Genomic DNA, 20,059 nt, shown 5'->3' with positions numbered 1-20,059 from the left:
TTTGCGCGGGCGCTGTCAGACGTGCACCAGCGTACCTTCGTCCTCGCCCTGCACCACCCGCTTCAGCGCACCGGGCTTGAAGATGGAAAACACCTTGATCGGCAGCTTCTGGTCGCGGCACAGCGCGAAGGCGGTGGCGTCCATCACCTGCAGGTTCTTCGAGATCGCCTCGTCGAAGCTGATCTGCGTGTAACGGGTGGCGTCCGGGTCCTTCTTCGGGTCGGCGCTGTAGACACCGTCGACCTTGGTCGCCTTGAGCACGATCTGCGCGCCGATCTCGGCGCCGCGCAGCGCAGCCGCCGTGTCGGTGGTGAAGAAGGGGTTGCCGGTGCCGGCAGCGAACACCACGACCTTGCCTTCTTCCAGGTACTGCAGCGCCTTCGGCCGAACGTAGGGCTCGACCACCTGCTCGATGGCGATGGCCGACATCACGCGCGCCGTCATGCCTTCCTGGCGCATCGTGTCGGCCAGAGCCAGCGAGTTCATCACCGTGGCCAGCATGCCCATGTAGTCGGCCGTGGCGCGGTCCATGCCGACCGATCCACCGGCGACGCCGCGGAAGATGTTGCCGCCGCCGATCACCACCGCCACCTCGCAGCCGAGTTGGGTCACCTCCTGCACCTCGCGCACCATGCGCACGATGGTGGCGCGGTTGATGCCGTAGGCATCGTCGCCCATCAGCGCTTCGCCGGAGAGTTTCAGCAGGATACGTTTGTAGGCGGGCATGCAGTGGGGCTCCTGGCGCGGTGCTGTTCTCGTGGCTCGCAAGTCTAATCGCCGGGGGCCCTCTCCTGCCCCCGGCGAAGCGCCTCAGGCGCCCTTGGCAGCAGCGACCTGCGCGGCCACCTCGGCGGCGAAGTCGTCGACCTTCTTCTCGATGCCCTCGCCGACCACGTACAGGGTGAAGCCCTTCACGTCGGTCTTGGCGCCCTTGAGCATCGCGCCGACCGTCTGCTTGCCGTCGGCCGCCTTGACGAACACCTGGTCGAGCAGGCTGACCTCCTTGAGGAACTTCTGCACCGAGCCGTCGACCATCTTGGCGACGATCTCGGCCGGCTTGCCACTCTCGGCGGCCTTCTCGGCGGCGATCTTGCGCTCCTTCTCGACCAGTTCGGCCGGCACCTCGGCCGACGACAGCGCAGCCGGCTTCATCGCCGCCACGTGCATCGCGACGTCCTTGGCCGCCACGCCGTCGCCGGCGTACTCGACCATCACGCCGATGCGCGTGCCGTGCAGGTAATGCGCCAGCGCGCCGCCACCTGCGTAGCGCTTGAAGCGGCGGATCGACATGTTCTCGCCGATCTTGCCGATCAGGCCCTTGCGCACGTCTTCCAGCGTCGGGCCGAAGCCGTCCTGCACGTAGGGCAGCGCCGACAGCGCGGCCACGTCGGCCGGGTTGTTCTTGGCGACCAGTTCGGCCGCCGCCTTCACGAAGGCCAGGAAGGATTCGTTCTTCGAGACGAAGTCGGTCTCGCAGTTGACCTCGATCAGCGCACCGGTGGTGCCGTCCACCGCGGCGGCGATCACGCCCTCGGCGGTGATGCGGGCAGCCGCCTTGCCGGCCTTGTTGCCGAGCTTGACGCGCAGGATCTCCTCGGCGCGACCCATGTCGCCGTCGGCCTCGGTCAGGGCCTTCTTGCATTCCATCATCGGCGCGTCGGTCTTGGCGCGCAGTTCGGCGACCATGCTGGCGGTGATTGCGGGCATATCAGTTCTCCATCAATGGGGCTGTCGCGGCACTCTCGCCGCGGCAGCAATCAAGCGTGTAGCACATCGAAAAAAAGGGGCTGTATCAGCCCCTTTCTTGGCTCGCCGCGGGCGAGTCGGGGCGCGCGGATCAGGCCGCGGTCTCGACTTCCACGAACTCGTCGCCACCGGCCGCGGACTGGACGACCTCGGTGGTCGCGTTGGCCTTGCCTTCGAGCACGGCGTCGGCCACGGCACGGGCATACAGCGCCACCGCCTTCGACGAGTCGTCGTTGCCCGGGATCACGTAGTCGATGCCTTCGGGCGAGTGGTTCGAGTCGACCACGCCGATGATGGGAATGCCCAGCTTCTTGGCCTCGGCGACGGCGATCTTGTGGTAGCCGACGTCGATCACGAACAGCGCGTCGGGCAGCGCGTTCATGTCCTGGATGCCGCCGATGTCCTTCTCGAGCTTGGCGAGTTCGCGCTGGAACATCAGCTGTTCCTTCTTGATGCGGATCTCGGTGCCCGACTCCATCTGGGCCTGCATGTCCTTGAGCTTCTTCAGCGAACCCTTGACGGTCTTGAAGTTGGTCAGCATGCCGCCGAGCCAGCGCTGGTCGACATAGGGCATGCCGGCGCGCTGCGCTTCCAGGGCGATGACTTCGCGTGCCTGGCGCTTGGTGCCGATCATCAGGATCGTGCCGCGGCGGGCAGCGAGCTGGCGGATGAACTTGGTGGCCTCGTTGAAGAGCGGCTGCGTCTTCTCGAGGTTGATGATGTGGATCTTGTTGCGATGCCCGTAGATGTACGGGGCCATCTTGGGATTCCAGAAGCGCGTCTGGTGGCCAAAGTGCACACCGGCTTCCAGCATTTCACGCATGCTGATCGTCATAGGGACTCCAAAGGTTGGTTCTAGAATCCGGCCCGAATCGCGGCGACACTTCACGACACACCTGGGTCGAAAGCAGCGCCGCAACACCTTTCAGTGGCCGGCTTCGCGATTGATTCATCCGGGGTGAGCCCCCAGACAAACCCGAAGATTGTAGCACGCCACATGGTCGACGACCTCTGCGCCATCCGGGCGCGTATCGCGAGCGGCGCCGTGACGGCGCGCAGCGCGATGGAAAGCAGCGTTGCCGCCGCCCGCAGCGACACCTGCCGCCACACCTTCCTCTCGACCTCGTTCGACAGCGCCCTCGCCCAGGCCGACGCGGCATCGCGCGACACGCCCCTGGTGGGGCTGGCGGTCAGCATCAAGGACCTGTTCGACGTCGCCGGCGAGCCGACGAAGGCTGCGAGCGCCGCGATGTCCGCCGCGCCGCCGGCACGGGCCGACTGCCCGGCCGTGGCGAGGCTGCGTGCGGCTGGTGCGGCGTTCATCGGTCGCACGAACATGAGCGAGTTCGCCTTCTCGGGCGTCGGCATCAACCCGCACCACGGCACGCCGGCGAACGTGGCCACGGCCAGCCTGGACCCCACGCCGCGCATCCCCGGCGGGTCGACCTCGGGCGGCGCGGTCAGCGTCGCCGCCGGTGCGGCCTGGGCGGCACTCGGCTCGGACACCGGCGGCTCGATCCGCATCCCCGCAGCCCTGCAAGGCCTGGTCGGGTTCAAGAGCACCGCTCGGCTGGTTCCGACCGACGGAGCCATTCCCCTGTCGACGACGCTCGACACCGTCTGTGCCATCACCCGCTCGGTGCGCGATGCGATCGTGCTGCACGAGGTGCTGGCGCAGCGTCGTGTCGCTCTGCCCGCCAAGCCGCTGCCGGCGCTGCGCCTGGGCGTGCCGACGACGCTGATGCTCGATGCGCTGGAGCCGCCCGTCGCTGCTGCGTTCGACCGCGCGCTGGCGGTGCTGCGCGATGCCGGCGCCACGATCGAGCAGATCGCGCTGCCGACGCTGGCCGAACTCGCCGGCCTCAACGCCGCGGGCGGCTTCTCTGCGGCCGAGAGCTGGGCCTGGCACCGACGGCGCCTAACCACCGATGCCGAGCGCTACGATCCGCGCGTCGCGATGCGCATCCGCCGCGGCGAGAAGATGAGCGCGGCCGACTACGTCGAGCTGATGTGGGCACGGCGCGACTGGATCGCGCGCACCGAAGCGGCGATCGCCCGGTTCGACGCCATGCTCAGCCCCACCGTGCCGATCGTCGCGCCGCCCATCGCACCGCTGGTCGCCAGCGACGACGCCTTCTTCGCCGCCAACGGCCTGCTGCTGAGAAACCCGAGCGCAATCAACTTCCTCGATGGCTGCGCGCTTTCGCTGCCATGCCAGCGCGACGGCGAGATGCCGGTCGGCCTGATGGTGTGGAGCGCGGCCCTGCGCGACGACGCGGTGCTCGATGCGTCCCTGGCCATCGAAGCGGCGATTCAGGCGGCGACCGCGCCGCAGCGGCGCTGACATGCGGGTCGCAGTCATCGGCGCCGGCATCGTCGGCGTCACCACGGCTTACGAACTCGCGGCCGACGGCCATGAGGTGACCGTCTTCGAGCGCCGCGGCAGCGTCGCTGCCGAGACCAGTTTCGCCAACGCAGGAGTGATCGCGCCGGGCTATGTCACCCCCTGGGCGGCGCCCGGCATGCCCGGCAAGGTGCTGCGCATGCTGTTCGAGCGCCATGCCGCGGTGCGCTTGCACGCGAGCCTCGATCCGGCCCTGCTCGCATGGCTGTGGCGCTGGTGGCGCGCCTGCCGCCCCGAGACCTGGCAGGCGAACCGAACGCGCATGCAGCGCCTCGCGGTGTTCAGCCGCAGCCGGCTGCACGCGCTGATGCACACGTTGCAGCTCGAGTTCGAGCACGAGACCGGCTACCTCGTGCTGCTGCGCAGCCCCGCGGACCTCGCTGCCGCTCGCCCCGGCCTCAAGCTGCTCACCGAACTGGGCGGCCGCTTCCACCTGGTCGATGCGCCGCGCTGCCGTGAGATCGAGCCCGGCCTCAACCCGGACACCACGCTCCACGCCGGCATCCACCTGCCCGACGACGAAGTCGGCAACTGCCGGCAGTTCGCCCACCTGCTGCGCACCGAGGCGCAGAAGCTCGGCGTGCGCTGGTGCTTCCACACGCAGGTGCAGCGGCTGGTGCCCGGGCGCACGCCGCAGGTCGTGCACCGCTACATGCCGCCGGCCGAGTCGACGCAGTTGCTGATCGAACCCGCTTCGACGAGCAACGGCGGCCCCTCCACCGAGCCCGCACCGCTCGAGCCGATCGGCGAGGACTTCGACGCCGTGGTCGTCTGCGCGGCGATGGGCGCGCCGGAACTGCTGCGCCCGCTCGGCCTGAAGCTGCCGCTGCGCGCGGTGCATGGCTACTCGATCACCGCACCGCTGCGGCCCGACGACCTGCCCTCCGAGCGCGCGCCGCGGGCCGCGCTGATGGACGAGCGCTACAAGGTGGCGATCAGCCGCATCGGCCAGCGCATCCGCGTCTCCGGCAGCGCCGAGCTGGGCGGCACCCTGGAGAAGTACGACACAGCTGCCCTGGACACACTCTACAAGGTGCTCAACGACTGGTTTCCGGGCGCCGGCCGCATGAGCCAGGTGCAGCGCTGGAAGGGCGCACGGCCGATGCTGCCCGACGGCCCCCCGGTGCTCGGCGCCAGCGGCATCGAAGGCGTCTGGCTCAACCTCGGCCACGGCTCCAGCGGCTGGGCACTGTCCTGCGGATCGGCGTTTGCGCTCGCGCAAGCGATGGCCGGGCGCGAGGCACCGATCAGCCTGGAAGGCCTGGGGATCGCCCGGCTGCGCTGATACGCTCGCAGTCGATGCGACGCCTCACCGTACTCAGCCCGGACCAGCCGCTGTTCGACGTCGCTCAGACGCGGCGCATCGAAGCGGCTGCGTCGGCCACCCTGCCGCCACACGCGCTGATGCAGCGTGCCGGTTCCGCAGTGGCTCGGCTCGCCCTCGCCCTCGCCCCGCATGCGCGCGTGGTGCGCGTGCTGGCCGGCACAGGCAACAACGGCGGTGACGGCCTCGATGCGGCGATCCATCTGATGCACGCGGGCAAGTCGGTCGAGGTGGTGCTGCTCGCGGAACCATCGGCCGACGACGCCCGAGATGCGCTGGCCCGTGCGCGGGACGCCGGCGTGTCCATCGTGCCGACGCCCACGATGCCGCTGAACGCTGCCGACCTGGCCCTCGACGCCCTGCTCGGCATCGGCGCCAGCCGCCCCGTCGAAGGTGCCCTGCGCGAAGCGATCCGCAATCTGCGCGGCCTGCCCTGCCCGGTGCTGTCGATCGACCTGCCCTCCGGCCTCGATGCCCACAGCGGGCAAGCGCTCGGCGACTGCGTGCAGGCGCAGCACACGCTGAGCCTGCTGACTCTCAAGCCAGGGCTCTTCACCGGCGCCGGGCGCGACCACGCCGGCAGCGTGTGGTTCGACGGGCTCGGCGTGGACCTGCAGTTCGAGACGCCAGACGCCCGGCTCGGTGGCGCCGATGCCGCGTCGGCGCCCGCGCGACGTCACGCGCAGCACAAGGGCAGCTTCGGCGATGTCGCCGTGGTCGGCGGCGCACGCGGCCTGGCTGGCGCAGCGCTGCTGGCGGCACGCGCGGCCCTGGCGGCCGGTGCGGGCCGTGTCTATGTCGAACTGCTCGATCCCGACGCGGCCACGCTCGACCCGGCGCGCCCGGAACTGATGCTGCGCCGAGGCTGGTCGTCGCAGGTCGACACCACGATGCTGGAGCGCAGCACCGTCGTGTGCGGGTGCGGGGGCGGTGATGCAGTGCGCCCCCTGCTGCCGCGCCTGTTGAGCGCGGCGGGCCGCCTGGTGCTGGATGCCGACGCCCTCAACGCGATCGCGGCCGATGACTCACTGCACCGATTGCTCCGATCGCGCCGCGGTCGGGCCACCGTGCTGACCCCCCACCCGCTGGAGGCAGCCCGGCTGCTCGGCCGCACGGCGGCCGAGGTGCAATCGGACCGGCTGGGCGCAGCCCGCGAACTTGCCAACGCCTTCGCCGCCGTGGTCGTTCTCAAGGGCTCGGGTACGGTGATCGCTGCACCCGGGAGCGCTGCGCACATCAACAGCAGCGGCAACGCCGCACTGGCCACGGCCGGCACCGGCGACGTGCTCGCCGGCTGGATCGGCGGAGACTGGTCGCAACGCGACGAGTCCGACCCGGCCGACCGTGCGCGCCACGCCGCCATCCACAGCACGTGGCGCCACGGCCTGGCGGCCGAGCGCGCCGGCCTGCCCGTGCTGCGCGCAGCCGACCTGATCGAGCGGATGGCGCTGCCGCCCGAGCACTGAGCCCGCCTCAGCGCCGCTTGGCACCCCGCGCGGCCGACGACGCCTTGCGCGCCGTCGACTTGGCCGCCTTGACCGGGTGCGCCGACTTGCCGCCGCGGCTCTTGGCCTTGGTCGCCGCCTTGGTGGCGCGGTCGGCCGACTTCACGCGCGCCAGTTCCTCGGCGGCACTTTCGTTGCGGTCGGGCGCGCGTTCACGTCGCGCGCGCAGCCGCGCCGCATCGTCCTCGCCCTCGCGCACCATGCGGAAATCGATGCGCCGGCCATCGAGGTCGACGCGGCTGACCTGCACGCGCACGCGCGCCCCGACGATGTAGCGCACGCCGCTGCGCTCGCCGCGCAGTTCCTGGCGCACCTCGTCGAAGCGGTAGTACTCGCCGCCGAGCTCGGTGATGTGCACCAGGCCCTCGACGTACAGCGAATCCAGCGTCACGAACAGGCCGAAGCCGGTCACTGCGCTGACCGTGCCGGCGAATTCCTCGCCGAGATGCTCGCGCATGTAGCGGCACTTCAGCCACGCCTCGACGTCACGCGAGGCCTCGTCGGCGCGGCGCTCGTTGGTGCTGCAGTGGGCGCCGGCAGCCTCCCAGTGCTCGAGTTCCTGGTTCGGCGCGCGCTGCGCCTTGCCGGCGTGGCGCACCTTCGGCGCCTCCTCGAACTTGCCGCTGAGCAGGTGGTAGCGCTTGCCGTGCAGCAGCGCCTTGATCACGCGGTGCACCAGCAGATCGGGGTAGCGGCGGATCGGGCTGGTGAAGTGGGTGTAGGCCTCGTAGGCCAGGCCGAAGTGGCCGGCGTTGGTGCCGGTGTAGATCGCCTGCTGCATCGAGCGCAGCAGCATGGTGTGGATCTGCAGCGCATCGGGCCGGTCCTTCACCGCCGCCGCAATCGCCTGGTACTCCTTGGGTTGCGGATCGTCGCTGACCGACAGGCCGAGGCCCAGCGCCTTCAGGTAGTTCTGCAGCAGCGTGCGCTTCTCCGGCGTCGGGCCCTCGTGCACGCGGTACAGCGACGGATGCTTGGCGCGTGCGATGAAGTCGGCCGAGCAGACGTTGGCAGCGAGCATCGCCTCCTCGATCAGCCGGTGCGCGTCGTTGCGCGTGCGCGGCACGATCTTCTCGATGCGGCCGTTCTCGTCGCAGACGATCTGCGTCTCGGTGCTCTCGAAGTCCATCGCGCCGCGTTTGCCGCGCTCCTTCAGCAGCGCACGGTAGACCTCGTGCAGGTGCACCAGGTGCGGCACCAGATCCGCACGCCGTGCCGCCTCGGGCCCGCGTGTGTTGCCCAGGATCGCCGCCACCTCGGTGTAGGTGAAGCGTGCGTGCGAGCAGATCACCGCTGGAAAGAACTGGTAGGCATGCACCTCGCCGGTGGTCGTGACCAGCATGTCGCAGACCATCGCGAGGCGGTCCTCGTTCGGGTTCAGCGAGCACAGGCCGTTGGAGATCTTCTCCGGCAGCATCGGAATGACGCGGCGCGGGAAGTACACCGAGGTGGCGCGCTCGTAGGCGTCCTCGTCGAGCGGCTCGCCCGGCTTCACGTAGTGGCTGACGTCGGCAATCGCGACGATCAGGCGCCAGCCCTTGCCCCGGCCGACCTTGGCGGGCTCGCAGTAGACGGCATCGTCGAAGTCGCGTGCGTCCTCGCCATCGATGGTGACCAGCGGCACGTCGGTGAGGTCGATGCGGTGCTTGCGGTCAGCGGCGCGGATCTTCTCCGGCAGCGCCGCGGCCTGCGCCAGGGTCTCGGGCGAGAAGCGGTGCGGCACCTCGTACTTGCGCACCGCGATCTCGATCTCCATGCCGGGGTCATCGATCTCGCCGAGCACCTCGGTGACACGGCCGACCGGCTGCGAATACATCGATGGCGTCTCGGTCAGCTCGATCGCGACCACCTGGCCCGCGGTCGCATTCGCGATCGCGTTCTTCGGGATCATGATGTCCTGGCCGTAGCGCTTGTCTTCCGGCGCAACCAGCCAGATGCCGCCTTCGTGCAGCAGCCGGCCGATGATCGGTGCCTTGCGGCGCTCGAGGATCTCGAGGATGCGGCCTTCGGGCCGGCCCTTGCGGTCGTAGCGGATGACCCGCACCTTGACGCGGTCGCGGTGCAGCACCGCGCGCATCTCCTGCTGCGACAGGTAGACGTCGGGCTGGCGGTCGTCGCGCACGAGGAAGCCGTGGCCGTCGCGGTGCCCTTGCACCGTGCCCTCGACTTCGCTCATCAGTTCGGCGCCGACGGCGGGGGAAGTTGAGTGTTGGTTTGTTTTGATGATATGATCCAAGACTTCCTGAAATGCCCAGGTGGCGGAATTGGTAGACGCACTAGTTTCAGGTACTAGCGGGTAACACCGTGGGGGTTCGAGTCCCTTCCTGGGCACCAGATGATAGACAGAGTGAAGAGACAGACTGAAGAGAAGGCCAGCGCAACCGCGCTGGCCTTTTTGCTTGTGGGAGCGGCTTTCAGGCCGGCGGCTCAGATGACGAACTTCTTCGCCAGGCCTTCCGGGCGCAGTTCGTCGTACTCCTCGAACGGCTGGTGGATCCACGGGCTGGTGGGCAGCAGTTCGACGTAGTAGTCGGGTGTGTAGCTCGACACGCCCTTGGTCCAGATGACTGCCGAGCGCAACTCGCTGATCGAGGGCATGCCGCGCAGCCGGTCCACCACTGCACGCAGCGTCACGCCCGAGTCGGCCAGATCGTCGACCAGCAGCACACGGCCGGCCAGTTCACCCTTGGGCAGCGTGATGTACTTCGCCATGTCCAGGCGGCCCTGGATGGTGCCGGCCTCGGCCCGGTACGAACTCGTCGACATGATCGCCAGCGGCTTGTCGAACACCCGCGACAGCACGTCGCCCGGCCGCATGCCGCCGCGCGCCAGGCACAGGATCTGGTCGAAATCCCAGCCCGACGCATGCACCTTCAGCGCCAGGCGCTCGATCAGCATGTGGTACTCGTCCCAGGAGACGTAAAGGTGTTTGCCGTCGTCGGTCAGCATGAAGGCGCTCCAGATGAAATGGGGGCCGCGGCGCGGATATCAATCAACCGCGATACGGGTGCTTGAGCAGGATGGTGTGCACGCGGTCCGGGCCGGTCGAGACCATGTCGATCGGCGCGCCGATGAACTGCTGCACCCGTTCGAGGTAGCGGCGCGCGTTCAGCGGCAGCTTGTCCCACTCGGTCACGCCGAAGGTGGTCTCGGTCCAGCCGGGGAAGCTGTCGTAGATCGGCACGCAGGCGGCCACGTCGTCGGCGTCCAGCGGCAGGATGTCGATGCGCTTGCCATGCAGTTCGTAGCCGACGCAGACCTTGATCTCGGCCAGCCCGTCGAGCACATCGAGCTTGGTGATGCACAGGCCCGAGATGCCGTTGATGATGATCGAGCGCTTCAGCGCTGCGGCGTCCAGCCAGCCGCAGCGGCGCGGACGGCCGGTGACCGTGCCGCGCTCCTGGCCGACCGTCGACAGGTGATGGCCCACGGTTCCCGGTTCGTCCATCGGCAGTTCGCTCGGGAACGGCCCGCTGCCCACGCGCGTCGTGTACGCCTTGGTGATGCCGAGGATGTAGTGCAGCATGTCCGGGCCGACGCCCGAGCCCGCCGCCGCATTGCCAGCCACGCAGTTGCTCGAGGTGACGTACGGATAGGTGCCGTGGTCGATGTCCAGCAGCGTGCCCTGCGCGCCTTCGAAGAGGATGTTGCCGCCGCGCCGGTTGATGGTGTGCAGCATGTAGCCGACGTCGGCCATCATCGGCTTGAGCTGCTCGGCCACCTTCATCGCCAGGTCGTAGATCGGCTGGAACTCCAGCGGCTCGGACTTCAGGTAGCCCGACAGCGCCACGTTGTGCAGGGCCAGCAGTTCGCGCAGCTTGGCCGCGAAGCGCTCGGGGTGCTTCAGGTCCTGCACGCGCAGCGCGCGGCGAGCCACCTTGTCTTCATACGCCGGGCCGATGCCCTTGCCGGTCGTGCCGATCTTGCCGGCGCCGCTGGTCTCGCGCAGCGCCTCGCGGGCGCGGTCCACCTCGACGTGGAAGGGCAGGATCAGCGGGCAGGACTCGCTGACGAACAGCCGCGAGCGCACCTCCAGACCGATGCCTTCGAGCCGCTCGATCTCGGACAGCAGGTGCGTCGGGTCGACCACCACGCCGTTGCCGATGAAGCAGGCCACGCCGTCGCGCATGATCCCCGAGGGAATCAGCTGCAGCGCGGTCTTCACGCCCTTGATGACCAGCGTGTGGCCGGCGTTGTGGCCACCCTGGAAACGCACCACCGCCTCGGCGTGGTCGGTGAGCCAGTCCACCACCTTGCCCTTGCCTTCGTCGCCCCACTGGGTGCCGACGACGACGACGTTGTGACCGGCGCTCGGATCGATGTTGTGCTGCATGTCGGGATTCACTCGAAACTGCTGATACGCGAGCAGGCGGCGCTCACAGCGCGCGCACCACCCATTGGCTGGCCACGGCGACGAGTTCGCGGTCGCACTCGAACTCCTGGCCTTCGTGGTCGTGCCCCGGCAGGATGCACACCACCGTCTCACCCTGCTCGCGCAGCCGGCGCACCGCGGCGCGCAGGCCGGCGTCTTCCGACCAGGGCGCGCGCACGGCCGGTCGGCCGCCACGCCCCGGAACCAGCTGCGCCAGCTCCTTCAGGTCGAGGCTGAAACCCACCGCCGGCCGGTTGCGGCCGAAGATCGCACCGACCTCGTCATAGCGGCCGCCACGCGCGACCGCATCGCTCGAGCCTTTGGCGTAGATCGCGAAGCGCGCGCCGCTGTAGTAGGCCGAGCCGCCAACGTCGGCCAGGTCGAAGCCGACACGCACCTCCGGGTGCGCCTGCCGCGCATGGCGGGCCAGCGTCGTCAGGTCATCGAGTGCAGCGCGCACCGGCGCCAGCGCCGGCAGCGCGTCACGTGCGGCAGCGATGGCCTCCTCGCCGCCATAGAAGGCCGGCAGCGCACACAGCGCACGGCGCACCGGTTCGGCCAGCCCGGCACACAGGTCGCCCAGTGCGGCCACGTCCTTGGCGGCCAGCGCCGCCTGGATGTCGGAGCGCCGTGCGCCGTCCACACCGTCGAGCAGCGCACGAACGATGCGCGCATCGGCCAGGTCCAGCGTCGCTTCGACCAGGCCGGCGCCGCGCAGGCAATCGAGTGCGAGGTCCTGCACTTCCAGATCCGCCTCCAGCCCGGCATGGCCGTAGATCTCGGCGCCGAACTGCAGCGGCTCGCGCGTCGCCTGCATGCCGGAGGGGCGGGTGTGCAGCACCGGGCCGCAGTAGCACAGCCGCGTCACGCCGCTGCGGTTGAGCAGGTGCGCGTCGATGCGTGCCACCTGCGGCGTGGCGTCGGCACGCACGCCCAGGGTGCGACCGCTGAGCTGGTCGACCAGCTTGAAGGTCTTCAGGTCGAGGTCACGGCCGGTGCCCGAGAGCAGCGACTCGATGTGCTCCATCAGCGGCGGCATGACCAGTTCGCAGCCGAACGATCGCGCCACGTCGAGCAGACCCCGCCGCAGTTCCTCGATGTGTCTGGCCTGCGCGGGCAGGACATCGGCAATGTGCTCGGGCAGCAGCCAAGCAGAAGACATGGGAAAACCGCGGGGGATTAAAAAGGCGATTGTACCGGCCGCCCCACCCTGCCCTGCGTCTGGGTCAACTCCAGAACAACAGCAGCAGCACCACGCCGAGCAGCATGCTCGACAGTCCGAGAAAGCGGATCTGTCCGTCGGACAGGCGCGTCGCCTGCTCGAACAGCCGCCGCCAGCCGGCCGGGCTGAAGAAGGGCAACAACCCCTCCAGCACCAGCATCAACGCACCAGCGGCCAGCAACAGGTCCCAGAAGCCCGCGCTCACCGGGCGCTACTTCTTCGCGGGAGCCGCTGCCGCTGGCGCCGACGACGAGCCACGCATCGCGCGGAAGAACTCGCTGCTCGGGTCGAGCACCATCACGTCGCCCTTGTTGCGGAAGCTGGCGCGATAGGCCTCGAGGCTGCGATAGAACTCGGCGAACTGCGGGTCGCGGCCGAAGGCATCGGCGAACAGCGCGGACGCCTTCGCATCGCCGTCGCCCTTGACCTTCTGCGCGTCGCGGTAGGCCTCGGCAACGATGATCTGGCGCTGGCGGTCGGCGTCGGCGCGGATCTTCTCGCCCTCGGCACCGCCGGTCGAACGCAACTGGTTGGCCACCTGCTGGCGCTCCGAGCGCATGCGGCTGTAGATCGAGTCGGTGATGTTGGCGACGAAGTCGACGCGCTTGATGCGCACGTCGAGGATCTCGATGCCGAAGGACTTGGCGTCGTCGTCCAGGCGCGAGCGCACGTCCTGCATGACCTTGTCGCGCTCGATCGACAGCACGCCGCCGACGGTGCGCTTGGTCACCTCCTCGTTGAAGGCCGCATGCACCACCGGGGCCAGGCGCGTCTCGAGGTTGCGCATGTCGGTGCCGTTGTTGCGGATGAACTGGCGCGGCTCGGCAACCCGCCACTTCACCAGCCAGTCGATCACCAGGCTCTTCTTCTCGGCGGTGAAGATCGGCCGGGTGTCCGGGCTGTCCAGCGTCTGGATGCGGCGGTCGAGGAAGACGACGTTCTGGAACGGCGGCGGCAACTTGACCTTCAGGCCCGGTTCGGTGATCACTTCCTTGATCTCGCCGAGCGCGTAGATCACCGCCACCTGGCGCTGGTCGACGACGAAGAGCGTGGAGGCAGCCGCCATCAGGAACAGCAGCGCGATGCCGACGATGAGTCCGATTCGATTCATGTTGTGGGTACTCCTCGGGGCTCAGCGGGTGTCACGCTCGCGGCTGCGCTGGCCATCGCGCGAACGCGAGTCGACCTGCGCCGCGGCCGCCGCGGTACCGGCGTCAGCCGGCGCGGCGGCGGCAGCCGGAGCGGCTGTCGTCCCACCCGCCTGCTGGATCAGCTTGTCCAGCGGCAGGTAGAGCAGGTTGGAGTTGTTGCGGCTGTCGACCATCACCTTGCTGACGTTCGAGTAGACCTGCTGCATCGTCTCGATGTAGAGACGGTCGCGCGTCACGCCAGGCGCCTTCTGGTACTCGGTGAGCACCCGGTTGAAGCGCTGCGCGTCGCCCTCGGCCTGGGCGATCACGCTGGCCTTGTAGCCTTCGGCCTCTTCGCGCAGTCGTGCCGCCGTACCTTGCGCCTTCGGGATCACGTCGCTGGCGTAGGCAAGGCCCTCCTTCTTCAGGCGGTCGCCGTCCTGGCCGGCCTTCAGGGTGTCCTCGAATGCCGCCTGCACCTGCTCGGGCGGCTGCACGCTCTGCATGTTCACGTTCGCAATCACGATGCCGGTCTTCAGCCGGTCGAGCTGGTTCTGGATCGACTTGACCAGCTCGGCGGCGATCGCGTCACGCTGCTCGTACAGCACCGCGTCGATGTTGGTGCGGCCGACGATCTCGCGCACCGCCGACTCGGCGGCCAGCGTCACCGCCTCTTCCGGATCGCGGTTCTCGAACAGGAAGGCACGCGCGTCCTTCAGCCGGTACTGCACGGTGAAGCGAATGTCGATGATGTTCTCGTCCTGCGTCAGCATCGACGAATCGCGCAGGCCCGTCGCCTGGATGACGGCGTTGCGACCGACTTCCCGCGAGCGCAGCTGCGTCACGCTGACCGTCTCGTGGGCCTGGAACGGATACGGCATGCGCCACTGGAAGCCGGCGTCCGCCGTGTGGCTGAACTTGCCGAAGGAGGTGACCACCGCCTGCTGGCCTTCCTGCACGATGAAGAAGCCGCTGCCCAGCCAGATCAGCGCGACGACGCCGGCGATCAGGCCGGCACCGATGCCCGCGCTCTTCATGTCGGGCTGGAAGTTGTTCGGGCCGCCGCCGTCGTCGGACGGGCCGCCCGGGCGCGAGCCGCCGCCCTTGCCGCCGAACAGGCCGCCAAGCTTGCGGTTGAAGTCGCGCCAGAGTTCGTCGAGGTCGGGCGGGCCGTCGTTGCGACCGTTGCTGAGCAGCCGTCCGGCCGCAACGCGAAGGGCGTGCAGGGGGTTCATGGTGTGGAGTGGGAATCGAAGGTTCCGGTGGAAGGCGTCGTCTCTGTGTCGGTGTCGGCCGCGGTGTCCGCAGCGGGCGCGAAGCGCACGTCGCCGGCCCAGGCCGATGTCTCGTCGGCAACCGTGCCGAGCACGGCCTCGGTCAGCACCTGCCGCAACTCGGCCAGGCCGGTGCCATCCAGCGCACTGACGAACACCCGCGGCACACGCTGCCCGCCGGGGCGCTCGATCAGGTCGCGCAGCATGCGCGGCCGCTGGCTCTCCTCGAGCCGGTCGACCTTGTTGAAGACCAGCACCTGCGGAATCTGCGCGGCGCCGATGTCCTCGAGCACGCGCTCGACCTCGGCCATCTGCTCGTCGAGCACCGGGCTGGCGCAGTCGACCACGTGCAAGAGCAGGTCGGCGTCGGCCGCCTCCTGCAGCGTGGCCTCGAAGGCCTCGACCAGCTTGTGCGGCAGGTCGCGGATGAAGCCGACGGTGTCGGACAGCGACACCGCCCGCCCGGCCTCTTCGAGGTAGAGCTGGCGGGTCGTGGTGTCCAGCGTCGCGAACAGCTGGTCGGCCGCATAGCTGCGCGCCTTGACCAGCGCATTGAACAGCGTCGACTTGCCGGCATTGGTGTAGCCGACCAGCGAGACGCGGAAGGTCTGGTTGCGCTCACGAGCACGGCGCTGCGTCTTGCGCTGCTTCTTGACGGTCTCGAGGCGGCGCTTCACCGTCTTGATGCGCTCGTCGATCATGCGCCGGTCGAGCTCGATCTGCGCTTCGCCGGGGCCGCCGCGCGTGCCGATGCCGCCTTGCTGGCGCTCCAGGTGGCTCCAGCGGCGCACCAGTCGGGTGGCGAGGTACTGCAGCCGCGCCAGTTCGACCTGCAGCTTGCCCTCGTGGCTTTGCGCGCGCGCGGCGAAGATCTCCAGGATCAGCATCGTGCGGTCGGCGACCGCACAGCCCAGGTGCTGCTCGAGGTTGCGCTGCTGCGCGGGCGAGAGCGCCTGGTCGAACAGCACAGCTTCGGCGCGGTGCCCTTCGACCAGCGCCTTGATCTCGTCGGCCTTGCCGGAGCCGACGAACAACGCCGGATCTGGAGCCTTGCGGCGCGCGATGATGCGCGCCACCGGCTCGTCGCCGGCCGACTCGGCCAGCAGTGCGAGTTCGTCGAGCGACGCGTCGAAGGGGCCACGGCCGCCGAAATCGACCCCGACGAGGATGGCCCGCGGCGGGCCGCCGGCGGCGACGATGGCTTGCTGGGAACTCAAGCCTGCTCGGTCGATTCGTTGGCGTGGAAGTTCACCGCACGGCCTGGCACGACGGTGGAGATCGCATGCTTGTAGACCATCTGCGTGACGGTGTTGCGCAACAGGACCACGTACTGATCGAAGGACTCGATGTGGCCCTGCAGCTTGATGCCGTTGACCAGGTAGATCGAAACCGGCACATGCTCCTTGCGAAGCAGGTTCAGGAACGGGTCTTGTAGGAGTTGCCCTTTGTTGCTCACGATATGCTCCGTGATGAAAGTTCGTAGGAAGGGGACGTTAACACAGCGCTTCCGCGCCCTGATGGAATCCCCGCATTGACCTTGTGATCAGTCGTTCCGATCACTTCTCGTCGAACGGGTTCCGCGACGAGCGCATTTCGATGCGCAGCGGCGTGCCGACCAGCTTGAAGTGCTCGCGGAAGCGGCCTTCGAGGAAGCGCTTGTACGAATCGGTCACGTGCTCGAGCGAATTTCCGTGGATGACGACGATCGGCGGGTTCATCCCGCCCTGGTGGGCATAACGCAACTTCGGACGGAACATGCCGGCCCGCTTCGGAGTCTGGTGTTCCACCGCCTCGTGCAGCAGGCGCGTCAGCACCGGCGTGGGCATCTTGCGCGTCGCCGAGGCATGCGCATCGGCGATCGCCTTCCACACCGGGCCAAGGCCCTGTCGCTTCGTGGCAGAGATGTGGAGCAAGGGCGCGAATTTCAAGAAGGCCAGGCGCTGTTCGATCGAACGTTGCAGGGTCTGCTTCTGGTAGTCATCGACGGCGTCCCACTTGTTGACCGCCAGCACCACGGCACGCCCGCTTTCCAGGATGTAGCCGGCGATGTGCGCGTCCTGGTCGGTCACGCCCTGGGTCGCGTCGAGCAGCAGCAGCACCACGTTGGCGTCGGCGATGGCCTGCAGCGTCTTGACCACCGAGAATTTCTCGATCGTCTCGAACACCTTGCCCTTGCGGCGCAGGCCGGCGGTGTCGATCAGCTCGAACTTCTGGCCGTGGCGCTCGAAGGGCACGTGGATCGCGTCGCGTGTCGTGCCCGGCAGGTCGAAGGCGACCAGGCGCTCCTCGCCCAGCCAGGTGTTGATCAGCGTCGACTTGCCGACGTTGGGACGGCCGGCCACCGCCAGGCGGATCGGCGCGTCGGGATCGGGCTCGGCGTCCGCGTCCTCGTCGAAAGGGAAATCGGCGAGCGCCGCCTCGGTCAGGCTGCGCACGCCCTGCCCGTGCGCGGCCGACACCGGGTGCGGCTCGCCCAGGCCCAGCTCGTAGAACTCGCCGAGCAGCGGCGACTCGACCATGCCCTCGGCCTTGTTGGCCGCCAGCACCACCTTCTTGCCGGTGGTACGCAGGAACTTCGCGATGTCGTGGTCCTGCGCGGACAGCCCGCCGCGCACGTCGACGACGAAGATCACGGCGTCCGCTTCGGCGACGGCCTGGCGGGTCTGCTTGGCCATCTCCTTGACGATGCCGGACTCGGCCGTCGGCTCGAAGCCACCGGTGTCGACGGCAATGAACTCGCGCTCGCCGATGCGTCCGTCGCCGTAGTGGCGGTCGCGCGTCAGCCCGGCGAAGTCGGCGACGATCGCGTCGCGGCTCTTCGTCATGCGATTGAACAGCGTCGACTTGCCCACGTTGGGGCGCCCGACCAGGGCGATGACGGGTTTCATCGACGCGTTCCGGGCTGACCGCTCAGTTCGGGCGGAAGGCGAACAGCCCGCCGTTGCGGGTGACGACCAGCAGCGTCGTGCCGGACACCACCGGCGCGGCGGCCGGGCCGGAGCGGTCGGTCGCCAGCCGCAGCAGCGGCTCGCCCTTGTCGACCGACAGCCAGTGCACCATGCCTTCGGCGTCGACGAACGCTGCCGTCGGGCCGACCACCAGCGGCGCCCCGAGGCCGCGGTAGAGCAGCTTCTCGGAGGTCCAGGCGACCTCGCCAGAGGCGGTGCGCCAGGCAGTCAGGCGATCCGACGCATCGGCGCCGACCACGAATTGATCGTTGCCCGACACACCCTCGGTGCCACCGACCGTCTTGGTCCACTGCAGCGTGCCGCGTTCGGCGTTGACGCAGCCCACGGCGGACTGGAAGGCGCGCATGCAGACGCTGTCGCCCACGCGCAGCAGGGGCGAGATCAGGTCGGCGAGGCGCTCGACCTCGTTGGTGCCACGCGGCGAAGCGACCGGCACCTCCCAGCGCACCGAGCCGTTCAGCGGGTCGAGCCCGGCCAGCCGTGGCCCCTGGCCGACCAGCAAGGTGTTCTTGAACGGTGCCAGCACACCGCCCTGCGCCAGCGTCAGCGGCTCGCCGGGTCGCTGCAGCGACCACAGCTTGCGGCCGTCGAGCACGTCGAAGGCGACGATGCGCCGGTCCACACCGAGCACGAAGACACGCTCGCCCGCCACCAGCGGCGCGGTCACGACCTTGGTGCCGACGGCCTTGCGCCACAGCGGCTTGCCGCCGTCGAGCACGACCAGATCGCCCTCGCGCGTCACCACCGCCGCGAAGCGGCCGTCGCTGCCCACGCCGGCGACGATGCGTCCGTCAACGCTGGTGCGCCAGATCTCTCGGCCAGTGTCGGCCTGCAATGCCGCCACCGTGCCATTGCCGCTGGCCACGGTGAAGACACCGTCGTTCACCGCCACGGCGAGCGGAAAGTCCACATCGCCGATGCCCTGCGACCACACCTGCCGGCCGGCGATCGGCGCGGAGATGGGCTCCAGCGGCTGCGGCTTGGGGCGCTCCGGTGCGCTCGAGCAGGCGGCCAGCCACACGGCGAGCGCGCCGCCCAGCCAGCGGCCAGCGCGGTAGCGGCCTACCGTCACTTGGCGGCTCCGGCGGTCTGCGGCGCTTCGGCCGGCGGCGCGGCGCCCATCGAGGTCAGCTTGGCGTCGATCAGCCGGCGGTACTCGACCTTCGGGTCCATCGTGTCCCAGGCCTTCCTGAAGGCGGCCCTGGCCTCGTCGGTCTTGCCCTGGGCGAGCAGGATGTCGCCGCGGCGGTCGGCGACCAGCGCCTCGAACTCCTTGGCCGTCGCACCGTCGAGCTGCTTGAGCGCCTCGTCGAACTTCTTCTGGTCGGCCAGCAGGCCGGCCAGGCGCAGCCGCGCCACCGTCTGGTACTCGTCTTCCTTGGCGTTGCCGGCCACCCAGGCCAGGCTGACCGCGGCCTCATCGGCCTGGCCCTTCTCGAACTGCACCTTGGCGGCGACCAGCCCGCCCTGCTGTGCGTACGCCGTGCGCGGGTAGCGTTCCTGCAGGTCCCTGAAGATGCCGGCCGCCTTGCTCGCCTCGCCGGCGGTCGCCGCCTTCTCCAGCTCGTCGAACATCGCCGCCGCCTTGACGGCCTGGTCGCGCTGCCACCAGTTCCAGCCGTTCCATGCGGCGAAGCCGGCCAGCACCAGGGTCAAGCCCCAGGTGATCAGGTTGCCGTACTGCTTCCAGAACGCCTTGAGCTGGTCGAGCTGTTCTTGTTCTTCGAGATCGAGATGGGTGGCCATGGCGGATGCGATGCGTCGGAGATCGTCGGAAAGGCGGGATTATGCGGTGGCGAGGTCTGCCGCCCAGGCGGCCGCACCGGCCAGCGGCAGGCTGCGCTGCGCGGCGGCGGCGTCGCGCAGGTCCTTCAGCGCAACCTCGCCGCGGGCGATCTCGTCGTCGCCGAAGATCAGGGCATAGCGTGCACCGCTCGCGTCCGCGCGCTTGAACTGCGATTTCATGCCGGCGAAGCCGGCGTTCATCAGCACCGCGATGCCGGCCGCGCGAAGCGCCTCGATGACGACCATCGCCGGCACCAGCGCGGCCGGCGAGGGAATGATCGCGTAGATGCGCGGCGGCGCCGGCGGCGGCACGACGCCGAGCTCTTCC

18 protein-coding genes, 1 tRNA gene and 1 pseudogene are annotated in these 20,059 nt (G+C 69.1%); 4 read left to right on the top strand and 16 right to left on the bottom strand.

Features of this window, described 5'->3' with window-relative positions; all coding sequences use genetic code 11:
* Positions 1-15: 15 nt before the first annotated feature.
* The 3 genes from pyrH to rpsB all read right to left on the bottom strand — a co-directional run bounded on the left by pyrH (position 16) and on the right by rpsB (position 2,581).
* On the bottom strand, positions 16-726 hold the full coding sequence (gene pyrH / locus AAG801_RS28970) for a UMP kinase (protein ID WP_341891500.1): 711 nt from the start codon (positions 724-726) through the stop codon (positions 16-18).
* 84 nt (positions 727-810) lie between these two features.
* Positions 811-1,707: a translation elongation factor Ts gene (gene tsf / locus AAG801_RS28965; protein WP_341891499.1), complete on the bottom strand. Its 897-nt coding sequence runs from the start codon at positions 1,705-1,707 to the stop codon at positions 811-813.
* Between the two features lie 130 nt (positions 1,708-1,837).
* Positions 1,838-2,581, bottom strand: coding sequence for a 30S ribosomal protein S2 (gene rpsB, locus AAG801_RS28960; RefSeq protein ID WP_341891498.1), 744 nt, complete (start codon positions 2,579-2,581; stop codon positions 1,838-1,840).
* A 162-nt stretch (positions 2,582-2,743) separates the two neighbouring features.
* Between rpsB and AAG801_RS28955 the strand changes: the two genes are divergently transcribed.
* Genes AAG801_RS28955 through AAG801_RS28945 form a run of 3 tightly spaced genes read left to right on the top strand, consistent with a single transcriptional unit; the run spans position 2,744 to position 6,940 of the window.
* The gene (locus AAG801_RS28955; RefSeq protein ID WP_341891497.1) at positions 2,744-4,090 is read left to right on the top strand and encodes an amidase; all 1,347 of its coding nucleotides are present in this window, start codon (positions 2,744-2,746) and stop codon (positions 4,088-4,090) included.
* Position 4,091: 1 nt separating this feature from the next.
* On the top strand, positions 4,092-5,435 hold the full coding sequence (locus AAG801_RS28950; RefSeq protein WP_341891496.1) for an FAD-dependent oxidoreductase: 1,344 nt from the start codon (positions 4,092-4,094) through the stop codon (positions 5,433-5,435).
* A gap of 14 nt (positions 5,436-5,449) precedes the next feature.
* Entirely contained in the window at positions 5,450-6,940 is a 1,491-nt protein-coding gene (locus AAG801_RS28945) for an NAD(P)H-hydrate dehydratase (RefSeq protein WP_341891495.1), read from the top strand.
* Between the two features lie 7 nt (positions 6,941-6,947).
* Here the strand turns inward: AAG801_RS28945 and rnr are convergent.
* Positions 6,948-9,221: pseudogene (gene rnr, locus AAG801_RS28940) on the bottom strand (ribonuclease R); the annotation flags it as partial.
* A 7-nt stretch (positions 9,222-9,228) separates the two neighbouring features.
* On the opposite strand from rnr, the gene AAG801_RS28935 reads away from it, so the two are divergent.
* Positions 9,229-9,313, top strand: a tRNA-Leu gene (locus tag AAG801_RS28935).
* Between the two features lie 93 nt (positions 9,314-9,406).
* Here AAG801_RS28935 and AAG801_RS28930 read toward each other — a convergent pair.
* The 12 genes from AAG801_RS28930 to AAG801_RS28875 all read right to left on the bottom strand — a co-directional run.
* Entirely contained in the window at positions 9,407-9,928 is a 522-nt protein-coding gene (locus tag AAG801_RS28930) for a phosphoribosyltransferase family protein (RefSeq protein ID WP_298827716.1), read from the bottom strand.
* A 43-nt stretch (positions 9,929-9,971) separates the two neighbouring features.
* On the bottom strand, positions 9,972-11,312 hold the full coding sequence (locus AAG801_RS28925) for an adenylosuccinate synthase (RefSeq protein ID WP_341891494.1): 1,341 nt from the start codon (positions 11,310-11,312) through the stop codon (positions 9,972-9,974).
* 43 nt (positions 11,313-11,355) lie between these two features.
* The gene (locus AAG801_RS28920) at positions 11,356-12,513 is read right to left on the bottom strand and encodes an ATP phosphoribosyltransferase regulatory subunit (RefSeq protein WP_341891493.1); all 1,158 of its coding nucleotides are present in this window, start codon (positions 12,511-12,513) and stop codon (positions 11,356-11,358) included.
* A gap of 64 nt (positions 12,514-12,577) precedes the next feature.
* On the bottom strand, positions 12,578-12,778 hold the full coding sequence (locus AAG801_RS28915) for a DUF2065 domain-containing protein (RefSeq protein ID WP_341891492.1): 201 nt from the start codon (positions 12,776-12,778) through the stop codon (positions 12,578-12,580).
* Positions 12,779-12,784: 6 nt separating this feature from the next.
* Positions 12,785-13,684 carry a protease modulator HflC gene (gene hflC, locus AAG801_RS28910; protein WP_341891491.1) on the bottom strand — a complete coding sequence of 300 codons (900 nt, stop codon included), beginning with the start codon at positions 13,682-13,684 and terminating at the stop codon, positions 12,785-12,787.
* 21 nt (positions 13,685-13,705) lie between these two features.
* Positions 13,706-14,938: an FtsH protease activity modulator HflK gene (gene hflK / locus AAG801_RS28905; protein ID WP_341891490.1), complete on the bottom strand. Its 1,233-nt coding sequence runs from the start codon at positions 14,936-14,938 to the stop codon at positions 13,706-13,708.
* Positions 14,935-16,194 carry a GTPase HflX gene (hflX, locus tag AAG801_RS28900; protein WP_341891489.1) on the bottom strand — a complete coding sequence of 420 codons (1,260 nt, stop codon included), beginning with the start codon at positions 16,192-16,194 and terminating at the stop codon, positions 14,935-14,937. Before hflX ends, hflK begins: the two co-directional genes overlap by 4 nt.
* Positions 16,191-16,433, bottom strand: coding sequence for an RNA chaperone Hfq (gene hfq, locus AAG801_RS28895; RefSeq protein ID WP_341891488.1), 243 nt, complete (start codon positions 16,431-16,433; stop codon positions 16,191-16,193). The genes hflX and hfq overlap by 4 nt, the downstream gene beginning before the upstream one ends.
* Positions 16,434-16,533: 100 nt before the next feature.
* Positions 16,534-17,865, bottom strand: a complete 1,332-nt coding sequence (gene der, locus AAG801_RS28890; protein WP_341891487.1) for a ribosome biogenesis GTPase Der — start codon at positions 17,863-17,865, stop codon at positions 16,534-16,536.
* A gap of 22 nt (positions 17,866-17,887) precedes the next feature.
* On the bottom strand, positions 17,888-19,018 hold the full coding sequence (gene bamB, locus AAG801_RS28885; RefSeq protein WP_341891486.1) for an outer membrane protein assembly factor BamB: 1,131 nt from the start codon (positions 19,016-19,018) through the stop codon (positions 17,888-17,890).
* Positions 19,015-19,692, bottom strand: a complete 678-nt coding sequence (locus AAG801_RS28880) for a tetratricopeptide repeat protein (protein WP_341891485.1) — start codon at positions 19,690-19,692, stop codon at positions 19,015-19,017. The genes bamB and AAG801_RS28880 overlap by 4 nt, the downstream gene beginning before the upstream one ends.
* Before the next feature lie 39 nt (positions 19,693-19,731).
* A partial coding sequence (locus tag AAG801_RS28875) for a His/Gly/Thr/Pro-type tRNA ligase C-terminal domain-containing protein (RefSeq protein WP_341891484.1) occupies positions 19,732-20,059 on the bottom strand: 328 nt, incomplete at its 5' end.

The organism is Variovorax sp. YR752, assembly GCF_943372545.1.
The sequence above is the reverse complement of the archived record's forward strand: the minus strand, read 5'-3'. Positions and strand labels throughout refer to the sequence as shown.